The 19,968-nt window shown below is 70.9% G+C and carries 17 protein-coding genes; 6 read left to right on the top strand and 11 right to left on the bottom strand.

Annotated elements, in window-relative coordinates; translation table 11 throughout:
• Positions 1-226: 226 nt before the first annotated feature.
• Positions 227-856 carry a threonine export protein RhtC gene (rhtC, locus tag QMK61_RS11790; RefSeq protein ID WP_302072408.1) on the bottom strand — a complete coding sequence of 210 codons (630 nt, stop codon included), beginning with the start codon at positions 854-856 and terminating at the stop codon, positions 227-229.
• 169 nt (positions 857-1,025) lie between these two features.
• Between rhtC and QMK61_RS11785 the strand changes: the two genes are divergently transcribed.
• On the top strand, positions 1,026-2,306 hold the full coding sequence (locus QMK61_RS11785; protein ID WP_302072407.1) for a nucleoside permease: 1,281 nt from the start codon (positions 1,026-1,028) through the stop codon (positions 2,304-2,306).
• 41 nt (positions 2,307-2,347) lie between these two features.
• On the top strand, positions 2,348-3,346 hold the full coding sequence (dusB, locus tag QMK61_RS11780; protein WP_302072406.1) for a tRNA dihydrouridine synthase DusB: 999 nt from the start codon (positions 2,348-2,350) through the stop codon (positions 3,344-3,346).
• A 56-nt stretch (positions 3,347-3,402) separates the two neighbouring features.
• On the opposite strand, the gene QMK61_RS11775 is transcribed toward dusB, so the two are convergent.
• The 4 genes from QMK61_RS11775 to QMK61_RS11760 all read right to left on the bottom strand — a co-directional run bounded on the left by QMK61_RS11775 (position 3,403) and on the right by QMK61_RS11760 (position 8,135).
• A complete protein-coding gene (locus tag QMK61_RS11775) occupies positions 3,403-4,758 on the bottom strand; it encodes a lysozyme inhibitor LprI family protein (protein ID WP_302072405.1) in 1,356 nt (451 codons plus the stop codon).
• A gap of 63 nt (positions 4,759-4,821) precedes the next feature.
• Positions 4,822-5,532 carry an SGNH/GDSL hydrolase family protein gene (locus QMK61_RS11770; protein WP_302072404.1) on the bottom strand — a complete coding sequence of 237 codons (711 nt, stop codon included), beginning with the start codon at positions 5,530-5,532 and terminating at the stop codon, positions 4,822-4,824.
• Between the two features lie 84 nt (positions 5,533-5,616).
• Positions 5,617-6,444, bottom strand: coding sequence for a UDP-2,3-diacylglucosamine diphosphatase (locus QMK61_RS11765; protein ID WP_302072403.1), 828 nt, complete (start codon positions 6,442-6,444; stop codon positions 5,617-5,619).
• Entirely contained in the window at positions 6,441-8,135 is a 1,695-nt protein-coding gene (locus tag QMK61_RS11760; RefSeq protein ID WP_302072402.1) for a GNAT family N-acyltransferase, read from the bottom strand. Before QMK61_RS11760 ends, QMK61_RS11765 begins: the two co-directional genes overlap by 4 nt.
• A 213-nt stretch (positions 8,136-8,348) precedes the next feature.
• On the opposite strand from QMK61_RS11760, the gene metK reads away from it, so the two are divergent.
• Positions 8,349-9,548, top strand: coding sequence for a methionine adenosyltransferase (gene metK / locus QMK61_RS11755; RefSeq protein ID WP_302072401.1), 1,200 nt, complete (start codon positions 8,349-8,351; stop codon positions 9,546-9,548).
• An 87-nt stretch (positions 9,549-9,635) separates the two neighbouring features.
• Here metK and QMK61_RS11750 read toward each other — a convergent pair whose 3' ends face one another.
• The gene (locus QMK61_RS11750) at positions 9,636-10,778 is read right to left on the bottom strand and encodes a D-alanyl-D-alanine carboxypeptidase family protein (RefSeq protein ID WP_302072400.1); all 1,143 of its coding nucleotides are present in this window, start codon (positions 10,776-10,778) and stop codon (positions 9,636-9,638) included.
• Positions 10,779-10,973: 195 nt separating this feature from the next.
• On the opposite strand from QMK61_RS11750, the gene QMK61_RS11745 reads away from it, so the two are divergent.
• Genes QMK61_RS11745 through QMK61_RS11735 form a run of 3 tightly spaced genes read left to right on the top strand, consistent with a single transcriptional unit; the run spans position 10,974 to position 13,971 of the window.
• Positions 10,974-12,926: an ATP-binding cassette domain-containing protein gene (locus tag QMK61_RS11745; protein ID WP_302072399.1), complete on the top strand. Its 1,953-nt coding sequence runs from the start codon at positions 10,974-10,976 to the stop codon at positions 12,924-12,926.
• Positions 12,927-12,965: 39 nt separating this feature from the next.
• The gene (locus QMK61_RS11740) at positions 12,966-13,361 is read left to right on the top strand and encodes a hypothetical protein (RefSeq protein WP_302072398.1); all 396 of its coding nucleotides are present in this window, start codon (positions 12,966-12,968) and stop codon (positions 13,359-13,361) included.
• Positions 13,333-13,971: an N-methyl-D-aspartate receptor NMDAR2C subunit gene (locus QMK61_RS11735; protein ID WP_302072397.1), complete on the top strand. Its 639-nt coding sequence runs from the start codon at positions 13,333-13,335 to the stop codon at positions 13,969-13,971. The genes QMK61_RS11740 and QMK61_RS11735 overlap by 29 nt, the downstream gene beginning before the upstream one ends.
• 155 nt (positions 13,972-14,126) lie before the next feature.
• Here the strand turns inward: QMK61_RS11735 and QMK61_RS11730 are convergent, their stop codons facing one another.
• The 5 genes from QMK61_RS11730 to QMK61_RS11710 form a co-directional block, all read right to left on the bottom strand.
• Positions 14,127-15,515, bottom strand: coding sequence for an ATP-binding protein (locus QMK61_RS11730; RefSeq protein WP_302072396.1), 1,389 nt, complete (start codon positions 15,513-15,515; stop codon positions 14,127-14,129).
• Entirely contained in the window at positions 15,499-16,893 is a 1,395-nt protein-coding gene (locus tag QMK61_RS11725) for a sigma-54 dependent transcriptional regulator (protein ID WP_302072395.1), read from the bottom strand. Before QMK61_RS11725 ends, QMK61_RS11730 begins: the two co-directional genes overlap by 17 nt.
• 35 nt (positions 16,894-16,928) lie before the next feature.
• The gene (locus QMK61_RS11720) at positions 16,929-17,183 is read right to left on the bottom strand and encodes a type II toxin-antitoxin system RelE/ParE family toxin (protein ID WP_345783629.1); all 255 of its coding nucleotides are present in this window, start codon (positions 17,181-17,183) and stop codon (positions 16,929-16,931) included.
• A gap of 26 nt (positions 17,184-17,209) precedes the next feature.
• Positions 17,210-17,482 (bottom strand): CopG family ribbon-helix-helix protein, encoded by a 273-nt coding sequence (locus tag QMK61_RS11715; RefSeq protein WP_302072393.1) that lies wholly within the window; start codon positions 17,480-17,482, stop codon positions 17,210-17,212.
• 76 nt (positions 17,483-17,558) lie between these two features.
• On the bottom strand, positions 17,559-19,967 hold the full coding sequence (locus tag QMK61_RS11710) for an ADOP family duplicated permease (protein ID WP_302072392.1): 2,409 nt from the start codon (positions 19,965-19,967) through the stop codon (positions 17,559-17,561).
• Position 19,968: the final 1 nt, after the last annotated feature.

Here is a 19,968-nt window from a genome sequence, read left to right as displayed (position 1 = left end):
GAAGGAACTCGCTGGCCGGCAGGCCAGCGAAAGCCCGCCGCAGGCGAGCCACCTGGCGACAAGCCCACATCAAAAGCCATGCACGATGGAGAGCGGCGCAAGACCCGCCCCTCATCCCAATCTTCTCCCCGGAAGGGAGAAGGAGCAAAGAACGCGCTGGCCGGCAAGTGCCCGAAAACCCGTCGCAGGCGAGCAACCTGGCAGCCACCTAGGCGAGAGCCGCCCCTCATCCCACCCGCCGCACAAAGATCAAATGCAACCCGAACAACATGAACACAGCCCCGGCACACCCATCGATCCATCTCCGCAACCGCAAATACCCCCTCCGCATCGCCGGCAGCGCGAACACGCCCGCCACCAGGGCGAACCACAGCAGCGTTTCCACCACCACCATCGCCCACAGTCCCCAGCGCGCACCGGCGCCCAGCCGGTCGCCCACGAACGCGGAGAAGATGCTGCCGAAGTACACCACCGCCTTGGGGTTGGCCAGGTTGGTGAGCAGGCCGTTGCGCAGCGCGCGCCAGGGGCCGTCGGCCAGCCGCACCGCGTGCGCTGGCGCGCCACCGGCAGGCGGAGCCAGCGCGCCGCGCAGCATCTTCACGCCCATCCAGCACAGGTAGAGGCCGCCGCAGGTGGCGATCAGCCGCTCCAGCCACGCCAGCCGGTGCAGCAGCAGTTGCAGGCCGAGCAGCGCCAGCGCGGCCCACACCGCCACGCCCAGCGCGATGCCGACCACGCCGGCCAGCGCCTCGCGGCGCGAGTGGCTTACCGCGGTCTGCGAGACGTAGAAGAAATCCGGCCCCGGGCTCATCAGGGCGATCAGCTGCACCACGGCGAGGGTCAGGAACAGGCTCATGCGGTGCGCTCCGGGCAATCTGGCGTGGGCGCAGTGTAGCCGCGGCAACGCCGCGCCGCGCCTTGCTGCGCCGCCGGAGCTTCCTCTAATCTGCCCCGATCCGGAAGCGTGGCCACGGGGCTTTCCTCGACCACCGAAGCCGACCGAATCCGCAGGGGAATCCGCATCCATGAGCCTCAAGCTCCGCCTCGTCGTCCTGAACTTCCTCCAGTACTACATCTGGGGCGCCTGGCTGCTGACCATCGGCACGTGGTGGTTCCAGACCCAGCACTGGTCGGGCACCAGCTTCGGCGCGATCTTCTCCACCATGGGCATCGCCGCGCTGTTCATGCCCTCGCTGGCCGGCATCGTGGCGGACAAGTGGGTCAACGCCGAGCGGCTGTACGGGCTGTTCCAGATCGCCGGCGCGGCGGTGCTGTTCGCGATCCCCCACGTCACCGACCCGGAGCAGATGTTCTGGGTGATGCTGCTGAACATGTGCTTCTACATGCCCACCATCTCGCTGGCGATCACGGTGGCGTACAACGCGCTGAAGCAGGACGGCCTCGACGTGGTGAGCACCTACCCGCCGATCCGCGTGTGGGGCACGATCGGCTTCATCGCCGCCACCTGGACCACCAGCCTGCTGGGCTTCAAGGCCTCCGCGGCGCAGTTCCACGTGGCCGCGGCGGCCTCGCTGCTGCTGGGCCTGTACGCCTTCACCCTGCCGAAGTGCCCGCCCAAGCTGGACGCCGCGCACAGCCGCAGCCTGGCCGACCGGCTGGGGCTGACCTCGTTCGTGCTGTTCCGGGACCGCAACATGGCGGTGTTCTTCGTCTTCGCCATGCTGCTGGGCGCGGCGCTGCAGCTCACCAATGCCTACGGCGACGCCTTCCTCAGCGACTTCGTCAAGGTGCCAGCCTACGCCAACCTGCTGACGGTGAAGTACTCCACCATCATCATCTCGATCTCGCAGTTCTCCGAAACCGCCTTCATCCTCACCATCCCGTTCTTCCTGAAGCGCTTCGGCATCAAGGCGGTGATGACGATGAGCATGCTGGCCTGGGTGCTGCGCTTCGGCCTGTTCGCGTTCGGCAACCCGGCCGGCGGGCTGTGGATGATCGTGCTGTCCTGCATCATCTACGGCATGGCGTTCGACTTCTTCAACATCTCCGGCTCGCTGTTCGTGGAAGGCCAGGCCGACCCGAAGATCCGCGCCAGCGCGCAGGGCCTGTTCATGCTGATGACCAACGGCATCGGCGCGGTGCTGGGCAGCCTGATCGCCGGCTTCGTGATCGACCACTTCTTCACCAACCACCAGTGCGACGACGCCGTGCTGATCTGCAAGGACTGGCCCGGCATCTGGCTGGCCTTCGCCGGCTACGCGCTGGTGATGGCGGTGCTGTTCGTGCCGCTGTTCAGGCACCGGCACGACCCGGCCGCGGCGCAACGGGCCGTGCCCACGCACTGACCCGCGCGGCGGCGCGGAAGCCTCCGGGCTACAATCCGCGCATGCAGATCGGCCCCTACCGCATCGACCCGCCGCTGGCGCTGGCCCCCATGGCCGGCGTCACGGACAAGCCGTTCCGCCTGCTGTGCAAGCGGCTGGGCGCGGGGCTGGCCGTGTCGGAGATGACCACCGCCGACCCGCGCCTGTGGAACACCGCCAAGTCGCTGCGCCGGATGGACCATGCCGGCGAACCCGAGCCGGTGAGCGTGCAGATCGCCGGCTATGACCCGGCGATGCTGGCCGAGGCGGCGCGCTTCAACGTGGCCAACGGCGCCGAGATCATCGACATCAACATGGGCTGCCCGGCGAAGAAGGTGTGCAACGTGTGGTCCGGCTCCGCCCTGCTGCAGGACGAGCCGCTGGTGGCGCGCATCTGCAAGGCGGTGGTCGACGCGGTGGACGTGCCGGTGACGCTGAAGTTCCGCACCGGCTGGGATCGCGACCACAAGAACGCGCTGAGCATCGCCCGGCTCGCCGAGGACGCCGGCATCGCCGCGCTGGCGCTGCACGGCCGCACCCGCGCGGACAAGTACGAAGGCGAGGCCGAGTACGAGACCATCGCCGCGGTGAAGGCCAGCGTGCGCATCCCGGTGTTCGCCAACGGCGACGTCACCACGCCGGAGCGCGCCCGCCACGTGCTCGACGCCACCGGCGCCGACGCGCTGATGATCGGCCGCGGCGCCCAGGGCCGACCGTGGATCTTCCGCGAGATCGCGCACTACCTCGCCACCGGCGGGAAGCTGCCCGAACCGGCGCCGGGCGAGGTGGCGGCGATCCTGCTCGGCCACCTGGAACACCTCTATACCTTTTACGGCGAGCACGCCGGCGTGCGCATCGCGCGCAAGCACCTGGGCTGGTACGCGAAGGACCGGCCGGAGAACGCCGCCTTCCGCCAGGTGGCCAACCGGGCCGAGAACGCCGACGAGCAGTTGCGCCTGACCCGCGACTATTTCGCCGCGCTGGAAGCCGGCGTCGAACCGGACTTCGCCGTCGCGGCCTGAACGCCTGTTCAAAGACTCCCCGTAGCTCGCGTTGCCTTGACCGAGCACCTGCGCGGTCAGTGATGCTCGAACGCCGGCGCCAGCGGCGCGGCGAGCAGGAACCCGCCAGGGTTGGACGCCACCGCCACGCCGGCCAGCGGCACCAGCCGGTCGCCGTCGAGCCGCCAGAAGCCGACCAGCCAGCCGCCGGCGACCCGCCAGCCGACGTGGCCGTGCCCGATGCGTCCCAGCACCCATTCGTCGCCCAGGCGCGCCGGGAAGAACACCGCTTCGCTGCCGTAGCCGTCCAGGCCGTGGTAGGTGCGCTGGCCGGGCTGCGGCAGCTGCGCGACGGCGTCGGCGGACTTCGCCAGTGCGCGCATCCGCGCGTAGCGGGCTTGCCCGGCGGCAGGCAGCGCCGCGTCCGCCAGCGTCTGCGGCAGCGGTTCGCGGTCGTGGCGGCGGGCATAGTCCAGCGCCGCGGCCTTCGCCGCCGCGCAATCCACGCCCGTCGCGCAGGAGGCCGCGTCGATCCGCAGCACGTGGTCGAAGCGCGCCCGCAGGTGCGCCGCCCTGCCCCATGAACGACCGTCCCAGGCCTGTACCTGCCAGTCCTGCGAGGGATCGAGCAACCCTCGGGTGACCTGCAGCGCGACCACCTGGCGGTCGACCTCGGCCAGGTGACCCTGCGTGTTCCAGCAGTTCCCGGCCAGCGTGTCCGGCGTGTCGATGGGCACCAGTTGCCCGCCCTCGCGGGCAAACAACACCCAATAGGCGCAGTCGGCCGTGCCCTGCACCACGTAGGCGCCGCCCACGCCGGCCTGCGGCAGCCAGGCCAGGGTGCGGTCGCCCGCACCGACGAAGTCCTGGTCGAAACGATGTGACAGCGCGTCCGTGGGCTTCCCGGGCAGGTGCGCCAGCAGCTCGGCCTGACTGTCGTAGCGCTGCTCCTGCGCCACCTCGGCGCCCGGCGCCGTGAGCACATCGCCGCCCTGCGCATCCACGGCAGAAAGCGCCTGATCGAGGCGCGCCAGCACGGGCGAGGCGATCGCCTCGCCGGCATGGCCGAGGAAGGCGATGCGCTCGCGGTAGATCCGCGCCAGCTCGGCACCGGCCGTCGCGGCCGTCGCCGGATCGGCCCGCAGCGCCCAGGCCTGGTCGTCGCGTTCGGCCAGCCAGTTGCGCTGGTCGCGCACCAGCGCGTCGCGTTGCGCGGGCAGGCGCCGCAGTGCGGAGGCGTAGGCGCCGGCCATCTGCGCGTCCAGCGCCCGCACCGGCGCGTCGGTGCAGACCAGCCGCTGCACCGCGTTCGCGGCGCGGCCGCACGCGATCGCGGCAGGTGCCGCGTTCGGGGCCGGCGCGGCAGTGCCGGCACCGGCAAAGGCCAGGCACGCCAGGCCAGCCAGGATGCGTCCGGTCTTGGAATGTCCCATCAGCTTCTCCCCCGATTGGATTGTCGAGCCAGCCGGTGGCCGGGTGGCGGTCGACCGTCGTCTTCAGCGGGTCCCGAAACCGTACTCCGCCAGCACCGGCTTCAGGGCCGCGATCCAGATCGCGTAGCCGGCCGGCTTCATGTGCAGGCCGTCGTCGCGCAGCAGTTCCGGCCGCGGCCGGCCATGCGCGTCCAGCATCCTCGAGGCGACGTCGACGTAGCGCACGTCCCGCTGCGTCGCCGCCCAGCGCCGGATGCCCTGGTTGGCCTCGCGCATCGCCGGCCACAGCGCCCAGCGCGCCACGCTGGGCTTGATCGAGATGTAGGCCACCGGCACGCCCGGCTGGTCGCGCCGCACGCGCGCCACGAAGGCCTTGAAGTCGTCGACCACCTGCCGTGGCGACAGGCCGCCGGCGATGTCGTTGTCGCCGGCGTACATCACGATCAGGCGCGGATGGTAGGGGGCCACGATGCGGTCGGCGTAGTACGTCGAGTCGGCGATGGCGGAACCGCCGAAGCCGCGGTCGATCACCGGCACGCCAGGGAAATCGCGCGCCAGCGTGGGCGCCCAGAAGCGGATCGACGAGCTGCCGATGAACAGCACGCCGTGCTGCGGCGGCGGGTCGCTGCGGTCGTGCGCCACGAAGGCGTCGATGTCGGCCTTCCAGTGCGCGGGAGGCGGGACCGTGCCGGCCGCCGCCCAGGTCGCGGCGGCGAACAGCGCGATGGCGACGACCCGCCGGGCGGCGGCGCCGAGGGCGCGGAGGACGCTCATGCATGTCACCTCGATGCGGGGAACGTGGCCCGATTATGCCCCGCATTGCTTCCGCCGCGGTCCGCGCCGATACCTCCGTCGCGCTCAGGCAGCCGCGCGCACCGGCGGGTCCGTGCGGGCCGGGTGCCGCCGCGGCGGCAGTTCGGCCAGGGTCTCGCCGCGGTACGACAGCAGGCGCAGCGCGCCGTCGGCGTCCTCGGCCAGCGCGGTGAGGCTTTCCACCCAGTCGCCGTCGTTGGCGTAGACCAGCCCGTCGCGCTGGACCAGCGCGGCCCGGTGGATGTGCCCGCAGACGATACCGTCGAGCCGGCGCCGCGCCGCGTCGTCCAGCCCGGCCTGCACGAAGCGCGCGATGTAGCGTTCGGCGGCGCCGCTCTGGCGCTTCACGAAGGCCGACAGCGACCAGTAGCGCAGGCCGAGCCGCCGCCGCGCACGGTTCAGCCACTGGTTGCAGCCGAGGATGCGGTAGTAGATCCAGTCGCCCAGGCGCTCCTGCAGGCCGCCGAACTGGGTGACGTTGTCATAGTCGTCGCCGTGCGTCACCAGCAGGCGGCGACCGTCGGCGGTGATGTGCACCGCGCGCCGCCGCACCCGCAGGCCCGGCACCTGCAGGCCGCACAGCCGGCGCAGCGGCCGGTCGTGGTTGCCCGGGATGTAGACCAGCGCGGTGCCGCGCTGGTGCAGGGCGTGCAGCGCCTCGACCACGCGCGCGTGCGCACGGCCCCAGCGCGTGCGCCGCCGCGCCATCCACCAGAGGTCGACGATGTCGCCCACCAGGTACAGCCGCTCGCAACGCAGGCCGTCGAGGAAATCCGCCAGCTCCGCCGCGTGGCAGTGCCTGGCGCCCAGGTGCACGTCGGAAAGGAAGACCGCCCGCAGCCGCCGCTCGCCGGTGGGCGCCAGGCGTTTCATGCCGCGGCGCCCTGCTGGCGTTGCAGGTAGCGCTGGCGCTTGCGTGGCCGCAGCTGCTCCAGGTCCACCTCGATCAGGCCGTCGATGGAGCCGCTGAAGTCCGGGTCCACGCCGAAGGCGAGGAAGCGCGCGCCGCCGGGCTCGCACAGTTCGGTGTACTGCTTGTAGAGCATCGGCACCGAGGCGCCGAGCCGGGCGAGCACGGCCTTCATCGCGTCGAAGGCGGCGTCGATGTCGAGGCCATCGAAGCTCGGCGCCGGCGCCTCGAAGGCGAACGGCCGGCGGGCGCTGGCCAGCGCCTTCTCGCTGCCGTAGAAGCGCTGGTAGTAGGCCACCACCTGCTCGCTGGCGTCGCGCGGCAGCGCGGCGCTGATCGACACCGCGCCGAACAGGTAGCGCACGCCGGAGTAGCGTTGCAGGTAGGCGCCGATGCCCTGCCACAGGTAGTCGAGGCTGCGGCTGCCCCAGTAGTCCGGCGCCACGAAGCTGCGCCCCAGCTCCATGCCTGCCGCCAGCCGCGGCACGGCTTCGTCCGCGTAGCGGAACAGCGAGGCGGTGTACAGGCCGGCCAGCCCCGCGCGCGCCAGCGCCTCGGCGCCGCGCATCACGCGGTAGGCGCCGGCGATGCGCTCGGCTTGCGCGTCCCATACCAGGATGTGGTCGTAGTGCGCGTCGTAGGCGTCGAGGTCGCGGCTGCGGCCGGTGCCTTCGCCGACCCGGCGGAAGGTCAGCTCGCGCAGCCGGCCGATCTCCTGCAGCAGCGGCGAGCCGCCGATGTCGCGCGCCAGCCGGATCTGCTTGCCGTCGCTGGTCGCGCCCAGCAGCTCGGTGGAGGCGACGGCCTCGACCAGCGCGTGTGCGTCGATGGCACGCGCCAGCGGCTCGGGTGACGGCGCGTCACGACCGATGGCGTACAGCGTCCGGCGGATGCGGCGCACCGCGTCGCGTTCGCGCTCGCCTTCCGCGATCGCCAGCGGTTCGCCCACGCGCAGCCGCAGCGGCCGCTGGCGCCGGGCGAACATCTCGCGCGCCAGCAGCGCGGTCGAGGCCGGCCGGTACAGCGCCGAGACGCCGTAGAACAGGGTCGAGTTGCGCGCCTCGATGCGTATCGGCAGCACCGGCGCCCCGGCGTGGCGCGCGAAGCGCAGGAAGCCATGGCGCCAGCGGGTGTCGCTCACGCCGCGCGGGCCCAGGCGCGACACTTCGCCGGCGGGAAACACGATCACGCACTGTTCCTCGCGCAAGGCCCGCTCCACCCGGCGCAGGCTGCCCGCGCCGGCCGCGCCGCCGAACACGCGCACCGGCAGCAGCAGCTCCGCCAGCGGCTCCAGCAGCGTCAGCATCTCGTTGGCGACGATCTTCACATCGCGCCGCACGCGCCCGACCATGTCCAGCAGGGCCAGCGCATCGAGCGCGCCGCACGGATGGTTGGCCACGACCAGCAGCCGGCCACGCGCCGGGATGCGGGCCAGGTCCGCCGGCTCGACGACGCAGTCCGGTTCCAGCCGCTGCAGCCCCGCCCGCACGAACTCGAAGCCGCGCAGGTGCGCGTGTTCGGCCATGAAGGCATCGATGCTGTCGAACCTCGACCAGCGCGCCAGCGTGCGCAGCAGCGGCGTGGCGAGGTGGCCGCGGCGGCCGCGGAACCAGTGCGGGTATCGCTGCTGCAGACGCTGCTCGATGGCTTGCATGGCGGGACGCTCCGCGTGGCCTGGCGCCAAGCCTGCGCCCCGGCCGGGACGGCGGCGTTGCGGCCAGGCGTCAGCGGCGTGACAGCCGCGGGCGACCGCGTCGCTGAACGCCGGGCATCGCCGCCTTCCGGTACGATGAAATCCGGGCCGACTGGCTGTATGATGACCGATCCCTTTCCATCTCTTTATCCGTAAAGAAGGATAAATGCCGCGATGAGCAACTTCCTCTTCACCTCCGAATCGGTCTCCGAAGGCCATCCGGACAAGGTCGCCGACCAGATCTCCGACGCCGTCCTCGACGCGATCCTCGCGCAGGACCCGCGCGCCCGCGTGGCCTGCGAGACGATGGTGAAGACCGGCGTGGCGATCGTCGCCGGCGAGATCACCACCAGCGCGTGGATCGACCTGGAGGCGCTGACCCGCAAGGTCATCCTCGACATCGGCTACGACTCCTCCGACGTCGGCTTCGACGGCGCCACCTGCGGCGTGCTCAACCTGATCGGCAAGCAGTCGCCCGACATCAACCAGGGCGTGGACCGCAAGAAGCCCGAGGAACAGGGCGCCGGCGACCAGGGCCTGATGTTCGGCTATGCCACCAACGAGACCAGCGAGTACATGCCCGCGGCGATCCACTACGCGCATCGCCTGGTGGAGCAGCAGACCAAGGTCCGCAAGAAGAAGAACTCGCCGCTGCCGTGGCTGCGCCCGGACGCCAAGAGCCAGGTCACCCTGCGCTACGAGGACGACAAGGCGGTGGCGATCGACGCGGTGGTGCTGTCCACCCAGCACGACCCGGGCGTGAAGCAGAAGGACCTGGTCGAGGCGGTGCGCGAGGAGATCCTCAAGCCCGTGCTGCCGGCCAAGCTGCTGCACAAGGGCACCAAGTTCCACATCAACCCGACCGGCAAGTTCGTGATCGGCGGCCCGGTGGGCGACTGCGGCCTGACCGGCCGCAAGATCATCGTCGACACCTACGGCGGCTGGGCCCGCCACGGCGGCGGCGCGTTCTCCGGCAAGGACCCGTCCAAGGTGGACCGCTCGGCCGCCTACGCCGCGCGCTACGTGGCCAAGAACATCGTGGCCGCCGGCATCGCCGACCGCTGCGAGGTGCAGGTGAGCTATGCCATCGGCGTGGCCGAGCCGACCTCGATCTCGGTGACGACGTTCGGCACCGGCAAGATCCCCGACGAGAAGATCGAGAAGCTGATCCGCAAGCACTTCGACCTGCGCCCGTACGGCATCATCAAGATGCTCGACCTGATCCACCCGGTCTACCAGCGCACCGCCAGCGCCGGCCACTTCGGCCGCCCGCCGGTGCAGGTAAAGGGCGCCAACGGCGAGACCTGGACCGCGTTCTCGTGGGAGAAGACCGACAAGGCCGAGGCGCTGCGCGCGGACGCGAAGCTGAAGTAGGCAAGGCACGCGCGCCGCTCCTGGACGAAAAAGCCCGCGGCCTCGGCCGCGGGCTTTTCGTTTCCGCACGCCGGGCGGAAAAGGCGCTCAGCCGTCCGTGTCGCCGCGCGCGGCGACCTGCATCGGCGGCTTCTTCCTGGCAGGGTGCCTCGCGGCCAGCCGGACGTTGCGTTTCTTCACGTGCCGCGCGGCGACGCGCCTGCAGGCGCTCGTACCGCGCTTGCCGCAGCCGTGGCCCACCGCCGCCACCCGCCCCGCGTGCGCGGCGCGGCCCTTGCGGTGCGGCAGGCCGGGCACCGGGCGCGCCTCGGCGGTCTCGATCGGCGACAGTGCCTCCAGGATGCGCAGCGCGCGGCTTTCGCCCGGCGCGCCGCCGGCCGCAGCGACCAGTTCGGGCGGCGTGCTGCGTCCCTCGAAGCCGTCGTCGAGCAGCTTCGCCATCAGGTCGTCGCGCACCGACGCGGTGCGGCCGCCCAGCACCACGGCGAACAGGCGGTGGCCGTCGCGCACCGCGGTGGAGGCCAGGTTGAAGCCGGAAGCGTCGGTGAAGCCGGTCTTCAGGCCGTCCATGCCCGGGTAGCGGTACATCAGGTTGTTGTGGCCGCGCACCACGCGCCCGCGGAAGATGAACTCGCGCGTGGCGAAGAAATGCGTGTACCGGGGGAAGTCGCGGTACAGCGCCATCGACAACCGGGCCAGGTCGTGCGCGGTGGACACGTTGTCCGGATCGGGCAGGCCGGAGGCGTTGTCGAAGTGGGTGCCGCCCATGCCGAGCAGGGCGGCCTGCGCGTTCATCATGTCGGCGAAATGCGCCTCGCTGCCGCCGAGCGCCTCGGCGACCACGGAAGCCGCGTCGTTGGCGGAGCGGGTGACCATGCCGAGGATGCAGTCGCGCACCGTGATGGTCTGGCCTCGGCGCAGGCCCAGCTTGGTCGGCGCGCGACCGGCGGCCAGCGCCGACACCGGCAGCCGCTGGTCCAGTTTCAGGCGGCCGTCCTTCAGCGCATGGAAGGCGAGGTACAGCGTCATCATCTTGGTCAGCGAGGCGGGATAGTTGCGCTCGTCCGCGTTGACCTGCTCAAGCACCTTGCCGGTCGAGGCATCGACCACGATGGCCGCGTAACCGGCATGCGCCCGTCCGGCGAACACGCCGAGCACGCACAACAGCGACAGCAGCGCCATGCGGATGCCGCCCGTCGCCCGCCCCAGCGTCCTGGATCCGATACCCACCCGATGTCCTCGCAGCCGCACCGCGGCACCACCCGCGTGGCCGCGAAGGTAACTCAAGACGGCGGCGATATCCAGAGACAGGGCCTCAAATAAATTCGTTAAGTCGATGTTCCTGCATGGGTTATTTCGACACACTCCGGCCTCCGGAAGCCGCTGGCATGAAGCGCCCGGCCCCGCGCCCGCTACAATGGGCGGATGTCCCTGATCCAGCTGCAGCGCGTCGATTTCAGCATCGGCGGCCCCCTCCTGCTCGACCACGTCGACCTGTCGATCGACGCGCGCGAGCGCGTGTGCATCGTCGGCCGCAACGGCGAAGGCAAGTCCACCCTGATGAAGCTGATCGCCGGCGAACTGAAGCCCGACGACGGCGAAGTGCGCGTGCAGGGCGGCGTGGTAGTCGCGCGCATGGCGCAGGAGGTGCCGCAGGACGCCGCCGGCAGCGTGTTCGACGTGGTGGCCGAGGGCCTGGGCGACCTGGGCCAGCTGCTGGCGCGCTACCACCACCTGCTGCACGAGGGCGACCTGGCCGCGCTGGGCGAAGTGCAGGCCGCAATCGAGGCCCGCCACGGCTGGGACCTCGACCGCCGCGTCGCCGACGTACTGGCGCGGCTGGAACTGCCCGGCGAGACCGACTTCGCCGCGCTCTCCGGCGGCATGAAGCGCCGCGTGCTGCTGGCGCAGGCGCTGGTGCAGCAGCCCGACGTGCTGCTGCTGGACGAGCCGACCAACCACCTCGACATCGAGGCCATCGGCTCGCTGGAAGGCTTCCTCAAGGCCTTCGACGGCGCCATCGTGTTCGTCACCCACGACCGCGGCTTCCTGCGCGCACTGGCCACGCGCATCGTCGAGATCGACCGCGGCCGGCTCACCGACTGGCCCGGCGACTACGACAATTACCTGCGCCGCCGCGAGGAGCGCTTGCATGCCGAGGCCCAGGCCAACGCGCTGTTCGACCGCAAGCTGGCGCAGGAAGAAGTGTGGATCCGCCAGGGCATCAAGGCCCGCCGCACCCGCAACGAGGGCCGCGTGCGCGCGCTGAAGGCGATGCGCCGCGAGCGCGCCGAGCGTCGCGAACTGGGCGGCAACGCCCGGATGACCCTGGCCGGCGCGCAGGCGTCCGGCAAGAAGGTGATCGAGCTTGCGCACGTGCGCCAGAGCTACGGCGACCGCGTGCTGATCGGCGACCTCGACGCCACCGTCATGCGCGGCGACCGCATTGGCATCATCGGCCCCAACGGCGCCGGCAAAAGCACGCTGCTGAAGATCATGCTGGGCGAGCTGCGCCCCGAGCGGGGCGAGGTGAAGCTGGGCACCGGCCTGGAGATCGCCTACTTCGACCAGCACCGCGCCCAGCTCGACGACAGGCTCAACGCGCTGGACAACGTGGCGCAGGGCCGCGAGTACATCGAGCTGGGCGGCCAGCGCAAGCACATCGTCGGCTACCTGCAGGACTTCCTGTTTTCGCCCGAGCGCGCCCGCGCGCCGATCACCCGCCTCTCCGGCGGCGAGCGCAACCGCCTGCTGCTGGCCAAGCTGTTCGCGCAGCCGTCGAACCTGCTGGTGATGGACGAGCCCACCAACGACCTCGACGTCGAGACGCTGGAGCTGCTGGAAGAGCTGCTCGCCGACTACCCCGGCACCCTGCTGCTGGTCTCGCACGACCGCGCCTTCCTCGACAACGTGGTCACCAGCACCCTGGTGCTGGAAGGCGACGGCAAGGTGGGCGAATACGTGGGCGGCTACAGCGACTGGCTGCGGCAGAGGCCGGCCACGACCCGTCATCCCGGCGAAGGCCGGGCAAGCGCGGAGCGCGCAGAACACCCGCAGGGCGGCCCCAAAGGGGCGAACGAAGCGAGTCATCCAGCAGCGACCATGCCCCCTAGGGCCGCCCCGTCACCGGACTCCGGCCCCCGCCGGAGCGACGAGCCGAAGCGCAAGCTCAGCTACAAGGACGCGCGCGAGCTGGAACAGCTTCCCGCACGCATCGAACAGCTCGAAGCCGACATCGCCACCCGCAGCGAGGCGATGAACGACCCGGCCTTCTACCAGCAGGACAGCACCGCCATCGTGCAGGCCAACGAGGCGCTGGCGAAGCTGCAGGCCGAGCTGGACACCGCCTACGCGCGCTGGGCCGAACTGGACGGCTGAGGGCAAGGCAGGCTGAATCTCCGCCACGAGGGATCCGACATGTCATCTGCACCCGAGGTTCGGACCCTGTCTCTAGAATCGGGACGCACCTGTCAGTTTTTCGCCATCCGGAACGACCTTATCTCGAACTATTACCTGCTCGCGTTCCCAAAGAGCCAGGGCCAGCCAACGGCTGCGGAAATCACGGAGATGCTCGACTTCGGCATCGGCCATGCGCAGGATCTGTCGCGGAAGCTGCTGGGAGACGCCGAGGCTTTCACGATTCTTTACAGCGGCTACAGCGCACGACGAGAAAAGGGTTGGCACATCCACATCATTCTGCTCGGCAGCCGTTGGCGCAAGGCTTGGCTGTACGCCGTACTGGCCGGCAAGAACCTGCTGCAGGCATTGCGGTTGAGAAAAGACGATGCCCCACGAATCCCGAGTGACGCCTGAGCGCTGGTTGCGATTGATGGATACCTGGGGGCTTGCCCACAAGCCATCCGTTTTCGACGCCTTGGTGGCCGCCTACTCGGAAAAGTGGCGGCACTACCACACTATCGAACACATCTCGGCATGCCTTCGGCACTTGGATGCGGTCGCGCACGAGCTTGATGCGCCCCATGAAGTCGAAATGGCACTCTGGTTCCACGACGCTGTTTACAAACCCTTATCCGGCAACAACGAGCGGGAAAGCGCAGATTGGGCCATGGCCTTCCTCATCGCAGAAGGCGCCGAACATGCCGCAGCAGCCCGCGTTCACCGCCTCATCATGGCCACCCGACATGGCGACTCCAGCCTGACGGGAAACGAGGCCTCCATGGTCGACATCGACCTGTCGATACTCGGCACGGACCCACCCACTTACAACCGCTACGAGCAACAGATCCGCAAGGAGTACACATTCGTACCGTCGTTCATCTATCGGAAAAAGCGTGCGGCCATCCTGCGCGACCTCCTAGGACGACCGCGCATCTATACCTCCGGCCACGTTGCAGCAGCCACGGAGCGCCAAGCCAGAGCGAACCTCTTGAACGCGGTCTCAGCTCTCGAAGCGCACCATTGATCCAGCATCACCGGTAGCAACCGAAGCCGGCGCCTTGCTCCCTCTCCGGGAGAGGGCCGGGGTGGGGGCACGCTTGCGACAAGCCTGCCGTCTGCGCCCTCCCCTTGGGACTCCAAAGCGGGCTTCGCCGCCACGCTTCCGCGAGCACCCGCCCCTCACCCAACCCTCTCCCCGGCGGGGAGAGGGCTCGAAGCCGGGGCCAGCGGCAGCCACAGCCGCGCCAGCGCGCCGCGCGCCTCCTCGCGCGCCGCCAGCGTCACGCCGCCGCCGTGCGCCTCGGCGATCTGCCGCACCAGCGCCAGGCCGATGCCGGAACCACCCGGCTTGGTGGTGAAGAACGGCACGAACAGGTTGTCGCTCGGCGGCGGGCCGGGGCCATCGTCTTCCACTTCGAGCAGGGCGCGGCCGGCCTCGCGACGCCAACGCACGCGCACGCCGCCACCGCCGGGCAGCGCCGCCTCCGCCGCGTTGCGCAGCAGGTTGATGAGCGCCTGTTCGAGCTGGTCGGGATCGGCTTCCACGTCCAGCGGGCCGCCCGCCTCGGCCTGCACCGGCACGCGCTGTTCCAGCTTCGCCACCTTCGCCACCAGCGCGGACAGTTCCACCGCGCGCGGCTGCGGCGGCGGCAGCCGTGCCAGCTTGCTGTAGCTGGACAGGAAGCGCCCCAGCGCCTCGGCGCGGTGGCCGATCACCTCCAGCCCACCGCGGAAATCCTCGCGCCAGTCGTCGGGCAACGGGTCGCGCGCCGCCAGCGTGGCCAGCGTGCCGGCCATCGATTGGATCGGCGCCAGCGAGTTGTTCACCTCGTGGCCGAGCACGCGCAGCAGGCGCTGCCACGCCGCGCGTTCCTCCTCGCGCAGCACGCGGCCGACGTCGTTGACCACCAGCAGCCGGCCGCCGCGGCCGCCGCTCCGCAAGGGCGCATGGCGGATCTCGAAGCGTCCGCCGCGGCCGGGGAAGCGGTGCGCCAGCACCCGCGCCGGCGCGCCTTCCAGCAGCACGTCCAGCCCCAGCTCGATCGCGGTGCGGCCGAACAGGCGGTCGCGCGGCGCGTCCAGCAGGCGTTGCCCGGCAGGGTTCGCCAGGCGCAGGCGCAGGCCTTCGTCGAACACGAACACGCCGCTGTCCAGCGCCGCCAGCGTCTTGCCGAGCAGGTAGGAGGATTCCTCGAACTCCAGCCGCTCGCGCTGCAGGCGCTCGGCCAGCGCGTTGATGTCGTAGATCACGTCGCCCAGCACGCCGCCGGAGGCGCCGCGCAGGCTGTAGTCGCCCTCGCGCAGCGCCTCCAGCAGGCCGGACAGCGTGTACAGCGGCCAGCTGACGCGGCGCAGGTGCCGGCGCGCCAGCCACAGCGTGGATGCGGCGGCGGCGAACGGCAGCACCCAGCGCCAAACGCCACCCTGCGCACCGGACGCCGACAGCACGAGCACGACCAGCCACGCGGGCAACGCCACCAGCAGGGCGCCGTAGAACACGCGCCGCTCGAAGCGCGGCATCTGGGTGCGCCGGCGGGGCGCGCGCTCCGGTTCAGTCGGCGTCGTCATCGCCGGGCGCGTCACGCAGGTCGTGCTTCTCCAGCCGCCGGTACAGCGACTGGCGGGTGATGCCCAAGGCATCCGCGGCGCGTTGCAGGTTGCCGTCGTGGCGCGCGACGGCGCGCTTCACCAGCCACGCCTCGGCCTGTTCCAGGGTCATGCCGTCCAGGTCCTGCGCCGGTTCCGGCGGCGCACCGAAGGCCAGCGCCGCGGCGCTCACCTGGTCGTGCTCGGCCAGCAGCGCGGCGCGTTCCATCAGGTGCTGCAACTCGCGCACGTTGCCGGGCCAGCGCCATGCGGCCAGCGCGCGCTCGGCGGACGGCGCCAGCCGCAGGCCGTCGCGCCCGTAGCGTGCCGCGCTGCGCGCCAGGAAGCTGCGCGCCAGCGGCAGGATGTCCTCGCCGCGCTCGCGCAGCGGCGGCAGGCGCACCTCCAGCGTATTGAGGCGGTACAGCAGGTCGCGGCGGAAGCGGCCCTCGGCCACCTCGGCGGCGAGGTCGGCGTTGGTGGCCGAGACCAATCGCACGTCCACGCGCTGCGTGCGCGAGGAACCCAGCCGCTCGAACTCGCCATCCTCCAGCACGCGCAGCAGCTTGGGCTGCTGCGCGGCGGGCACGTTGCCGATCTCGTCGAGGAACAGCGTGCCGCCGTCGGCCAGCTCGAAGCGGCCGATGCGCTCGCCCTTGGCGTCGGTGTAGGCGCCGCGCACGTGGCCGAACATCTCCGACTCGAACACGCTCTCGGCGATGCCGCCCATGTTCACCTTGACCAGCGAACGCGCGGCGCGCGGCGAGCGTGCGTGGATGCGCCCGGCGATCACGCCCTTGCCGGTACCGTTCTCGCCCAGCACCAGCACGTTGGCGTCGCTGGACGCGACGCGGTCGACCAGCGCCAGCACGCGGCGCATCGCCGGCGACTCGGCGACGAACTCGCCCTCCGCCTCGCCGCGCAGCAGCGCGTTCTCCGCCTCCAGCCGCCGCTGCCGCCGCGCGCCCTCGCCCAGCGCGATCTGCGCCCGCAGCACGCTGGCCAGGCGCGCGTTGTCCCACGGCTTCTCGACGAAATCGGCGGCGCCGCGACGCATCGCCTCCACCGTGAGCGGCACGTTGCCCCACGCCGTCATCGCCACCACCGGCAGATCCGGCGCCGCCTGGCGCAGCTGCTCGAGCAGCTCCAGGCCTTCCTCGCCCGAGGTGGTGTCGCGCGAATAGTTGCAGTCGACCAGCGCGCAGGCGAACTCGCGCCTGCGCACCGCCTCCAGCGCCGCCGCCGGATCGGCCACGGCGACGCTGGCGAGGCCCTCGGCCTTCAGCAGCAGGCGCAGCGCCTCGCGCACGTCGGCCTGGTCGTCGGCGATCAGGATGGCCGCTTTCAGGTCGGAAGCCATGCTTCGGCGCTCATCGTGCACTTGGCCTGCGCCCCTCAATACCCGGCTTCTTTCTGGTGCCGGAACGCCAGGACGTACACGGCATCCTCGTCCGGCACGTGGCGATAAAGGGCCACGTAGCCCGAGTCGCCGAACGCGACCACCAGTTCGCGCAGTTCCGGTGGATCGGGCAAGGGGCGTCCCATGCCCGGCGTCGATTCCAGCAGCAGGAACTGCTGGGCGATGGCCTGCGCCGCGCGCCGCGACGCTTCCGGCGCCTTGCCCGCCAGAAAGGAACGACAGCGTTCCAGCCCCGCCACCGCCGCCGCCGTGACGACTACCCGTGGCACCCGGGTGCTTCCTTCTCGTCACCCGTGCCCCAGGTATCCAGCCATGCACGCGCTTCCTGGCCGGTCACATGCCGCCCGGTTTCCCGATAGGCCTGCCACGAAGCCAGCGCCTCCTGCCTGAAACTCTCGCGGGCTTCCTCTCGCTCGACGTACTGCTGGATAGCCTCGCGCATGATCCAGTGCGCCGAGCGCTGGCGCAGTCCGGCCAGGTGCTGTATGCGTTCCTTCAGGTCATCGTCGATCTTTACCGAAGCTGCCATGGGCATACTCCAAGTATGAAAAGGTATTACCTTTGCATACGGTAGCCGCCTGGTGGCTGTTTGTCCACCTTGCGCCTCACTCATAACGCAGCGCCACCGCCGGATCGACCCGCAGCGCGCGCAGCAGCGGTACCAGCGCGGCCAGCATGGACACGCCCAGCACCAGCAGCAGCGCCGGCACGAACACGGCCGGGTCGTGGGCGCGCGTGTGCAGGCCCGGGTCGGCCAGCACGTTCGACCATGGCATGGCCAGCGCCAGCCCGACGCCCAGGCCGATGCCGAGCTGCCATGCCAGTTGCCGCGCCACCGTGCGCACGACGGCGCCGTGCCCGGCACCGATCGCGCGGCGGATGCCGAGCTCGCGCGTGCGCTGCGCCACCGAGAACGCCAGCACGCCGTACAGCCCCGCGCCGGCCAGCAGCAGGGCGACCAGGCCCAGCGCGCTGAAGATGTCGGTCATCACCACCAGGTTCACCCGCTGCATCGCCATGTCCTTCGCCTGGCTGCGCACCGCGTACACGGCCGCCTGCGGGTCGATGCCGTGCACCACGTCGGCCAGATGCGGCAGGAAGCCGGCGGCGTCGGCATGCAGCCGCACGGCCAGGCCCACGCCGTGCAGCGGCGACTGCCCCGCCGATTGCTCCAGCGGTATCAGCATGCCGGGCAGGGAGCGCTCCAGCATGCCGTCGAGCTGCAGCGACTCGATCACCCCGACCACGGTCAGCGCAAGCGCCTGGGGACGCCCCGGCCACAGCACCAGCTTGCGGCCGAGCGCGTCCTGGTGCGGCCACATCGCGGCGGCCATCTTGGCGTCGATCACCGCCACGCGTTCGCTGCCGGCGGTGTCGCGCGCGTCGAGGAAGCGGCCTTCGAGCAGGCGCACGCCGTAGGTGGCGAGGAAGTGCGGATCGACGATGCCCATCTGCACCCGCGGCCAGCCATCCGAGGGCTGCGGCTGGCCCGGCAGCGACACGTCCTCGTGGCTGCCGAGGTAGGCGCTGGGCACGGTGTCGGACGCCGTGGCGTCGACCACGCCGGGCTGCTGGCGCAGGCGCTCGACCGCCTGGCCGAAGAAGCGGATGCGTTTCGCGTCATCCCCGTACAGCCCTGGCGGCAGCGCCACGTCGGCCGTGAGCACCCTTGCGGCATGTGCCGCGCCCACCGCCGGCTGCGCCAGCAGGGTGTCCAGCGCACGCACGAAGGTACCGGCGCCGACCAGCAGCACCACGGTGAGCATCACCTCGACCACCACCATCACCTTCGCCACCCGCGCGAAACCGCCGCCGGAGCCTTTGCCGCCGTCGCGCAAGGCATCCTGCAGATCGGGCCGCGAGGCGCGCCAGGCGGGAACGCCGCCGGCCAGCATCGTGCTGAGCAGGGCGGCCATGACGCCGAAGCCCATCACCCAGCCATCGAGGCCATGCGTGTAGGGCACCGTGTACGGATGGACGGCCATCCACGTCACCCTCATCCAGTAGCCGCAGCCGTGCGCGATCAGCAGCCCCACGGCCAGCGCCGCCGCCGCCGGCAGCAGGCATTCGACCAGCGTCCCGAGCAGCAGCCGCGCACGACTGCCGCCCAGCGCGCTGCGCAGCGCCAGTTCCTGCCGCCGCTGCAGGGTCCGTACCAGTTGCAGGTTGGCCACGTTGATGCACGCCAGCAACAGCACCAGCACGCCTGCGCCGAACATCAGCCAGACCCAGTGGCGCAGGTCCAGCGGCGCGAAGGCCACCGACAGCGGATACATGGTCAATGGCCGCACATGCTGCCCCGGCGGGAGCGTGCGTTGCAGGCGGCCGGCCCAGGCGTCCAGTTCCGCGCGCGCCTGGTCCAGTTGCACCGAAGACGCCAGCCGGGCCGCCACGGCGATGTCCATGTGCTGGCCGGGGGCGAGGCGCAACGGCATCCACACCTCGGTGATCCCGCTCTCGAACCTGAAGGTCGCCGGCAGCACGCCGATCACGCTGGCCCACTCGCCGTCCACCCGCACGGCGCGGCCGACGACGCGCGGGTCGGCGCCGAACGCATGCCGCCACAGCGACTCGCTGATCAGCACCACGCGCGGCGCGCCCGGCGCGTCGTCGGCGGGGACGAAGCTGCGTCCCAGCAAAGGCTTCACGCCGAGCAGATGCATCATCGAGGCGGTCAGCAGGTCTCCATCGTAATGGCTCGCCCCCTGCCCGTTGTCCAGGTTGACGTCGATGGCTCGATACGCGCCCATCAGGTCCAGGCTGCGCAACGTGCCGCGCAATAGCAGGTACTGGTCGCTGTCCATGTCGCCGATGCCGTGAGGGGCCGGCTCGCCCACCGCCACCAGCCGCCCGGCCTGCGGAAACGGCAGCGGTTGCAGGATGACGTTGTTGACGATGCCGAACAGGAACAGCACCACCCCCAGCCCCACGCCCAGCACCGCCACCGACAGCAGCGCATAGCCGGGCCGCCGCGCCAGCCGGCGCCACGCTTCGCGGAATTCACGCACGATCATG

The organism is Fulvimonas sp. R45 (assembly GCF_030504985.1).
Taxonomy (GTDB): Bacteria; Pseudomonadota; Gammaproteobacteria; order Xanthomonadales; family Rhodanobacteraceae; genus Rhodanobacter_A.
Note: the sequence above shows the minus strand (reverse complement) of the source record. Positions and strands in the feature narration are given on the sequence as shown.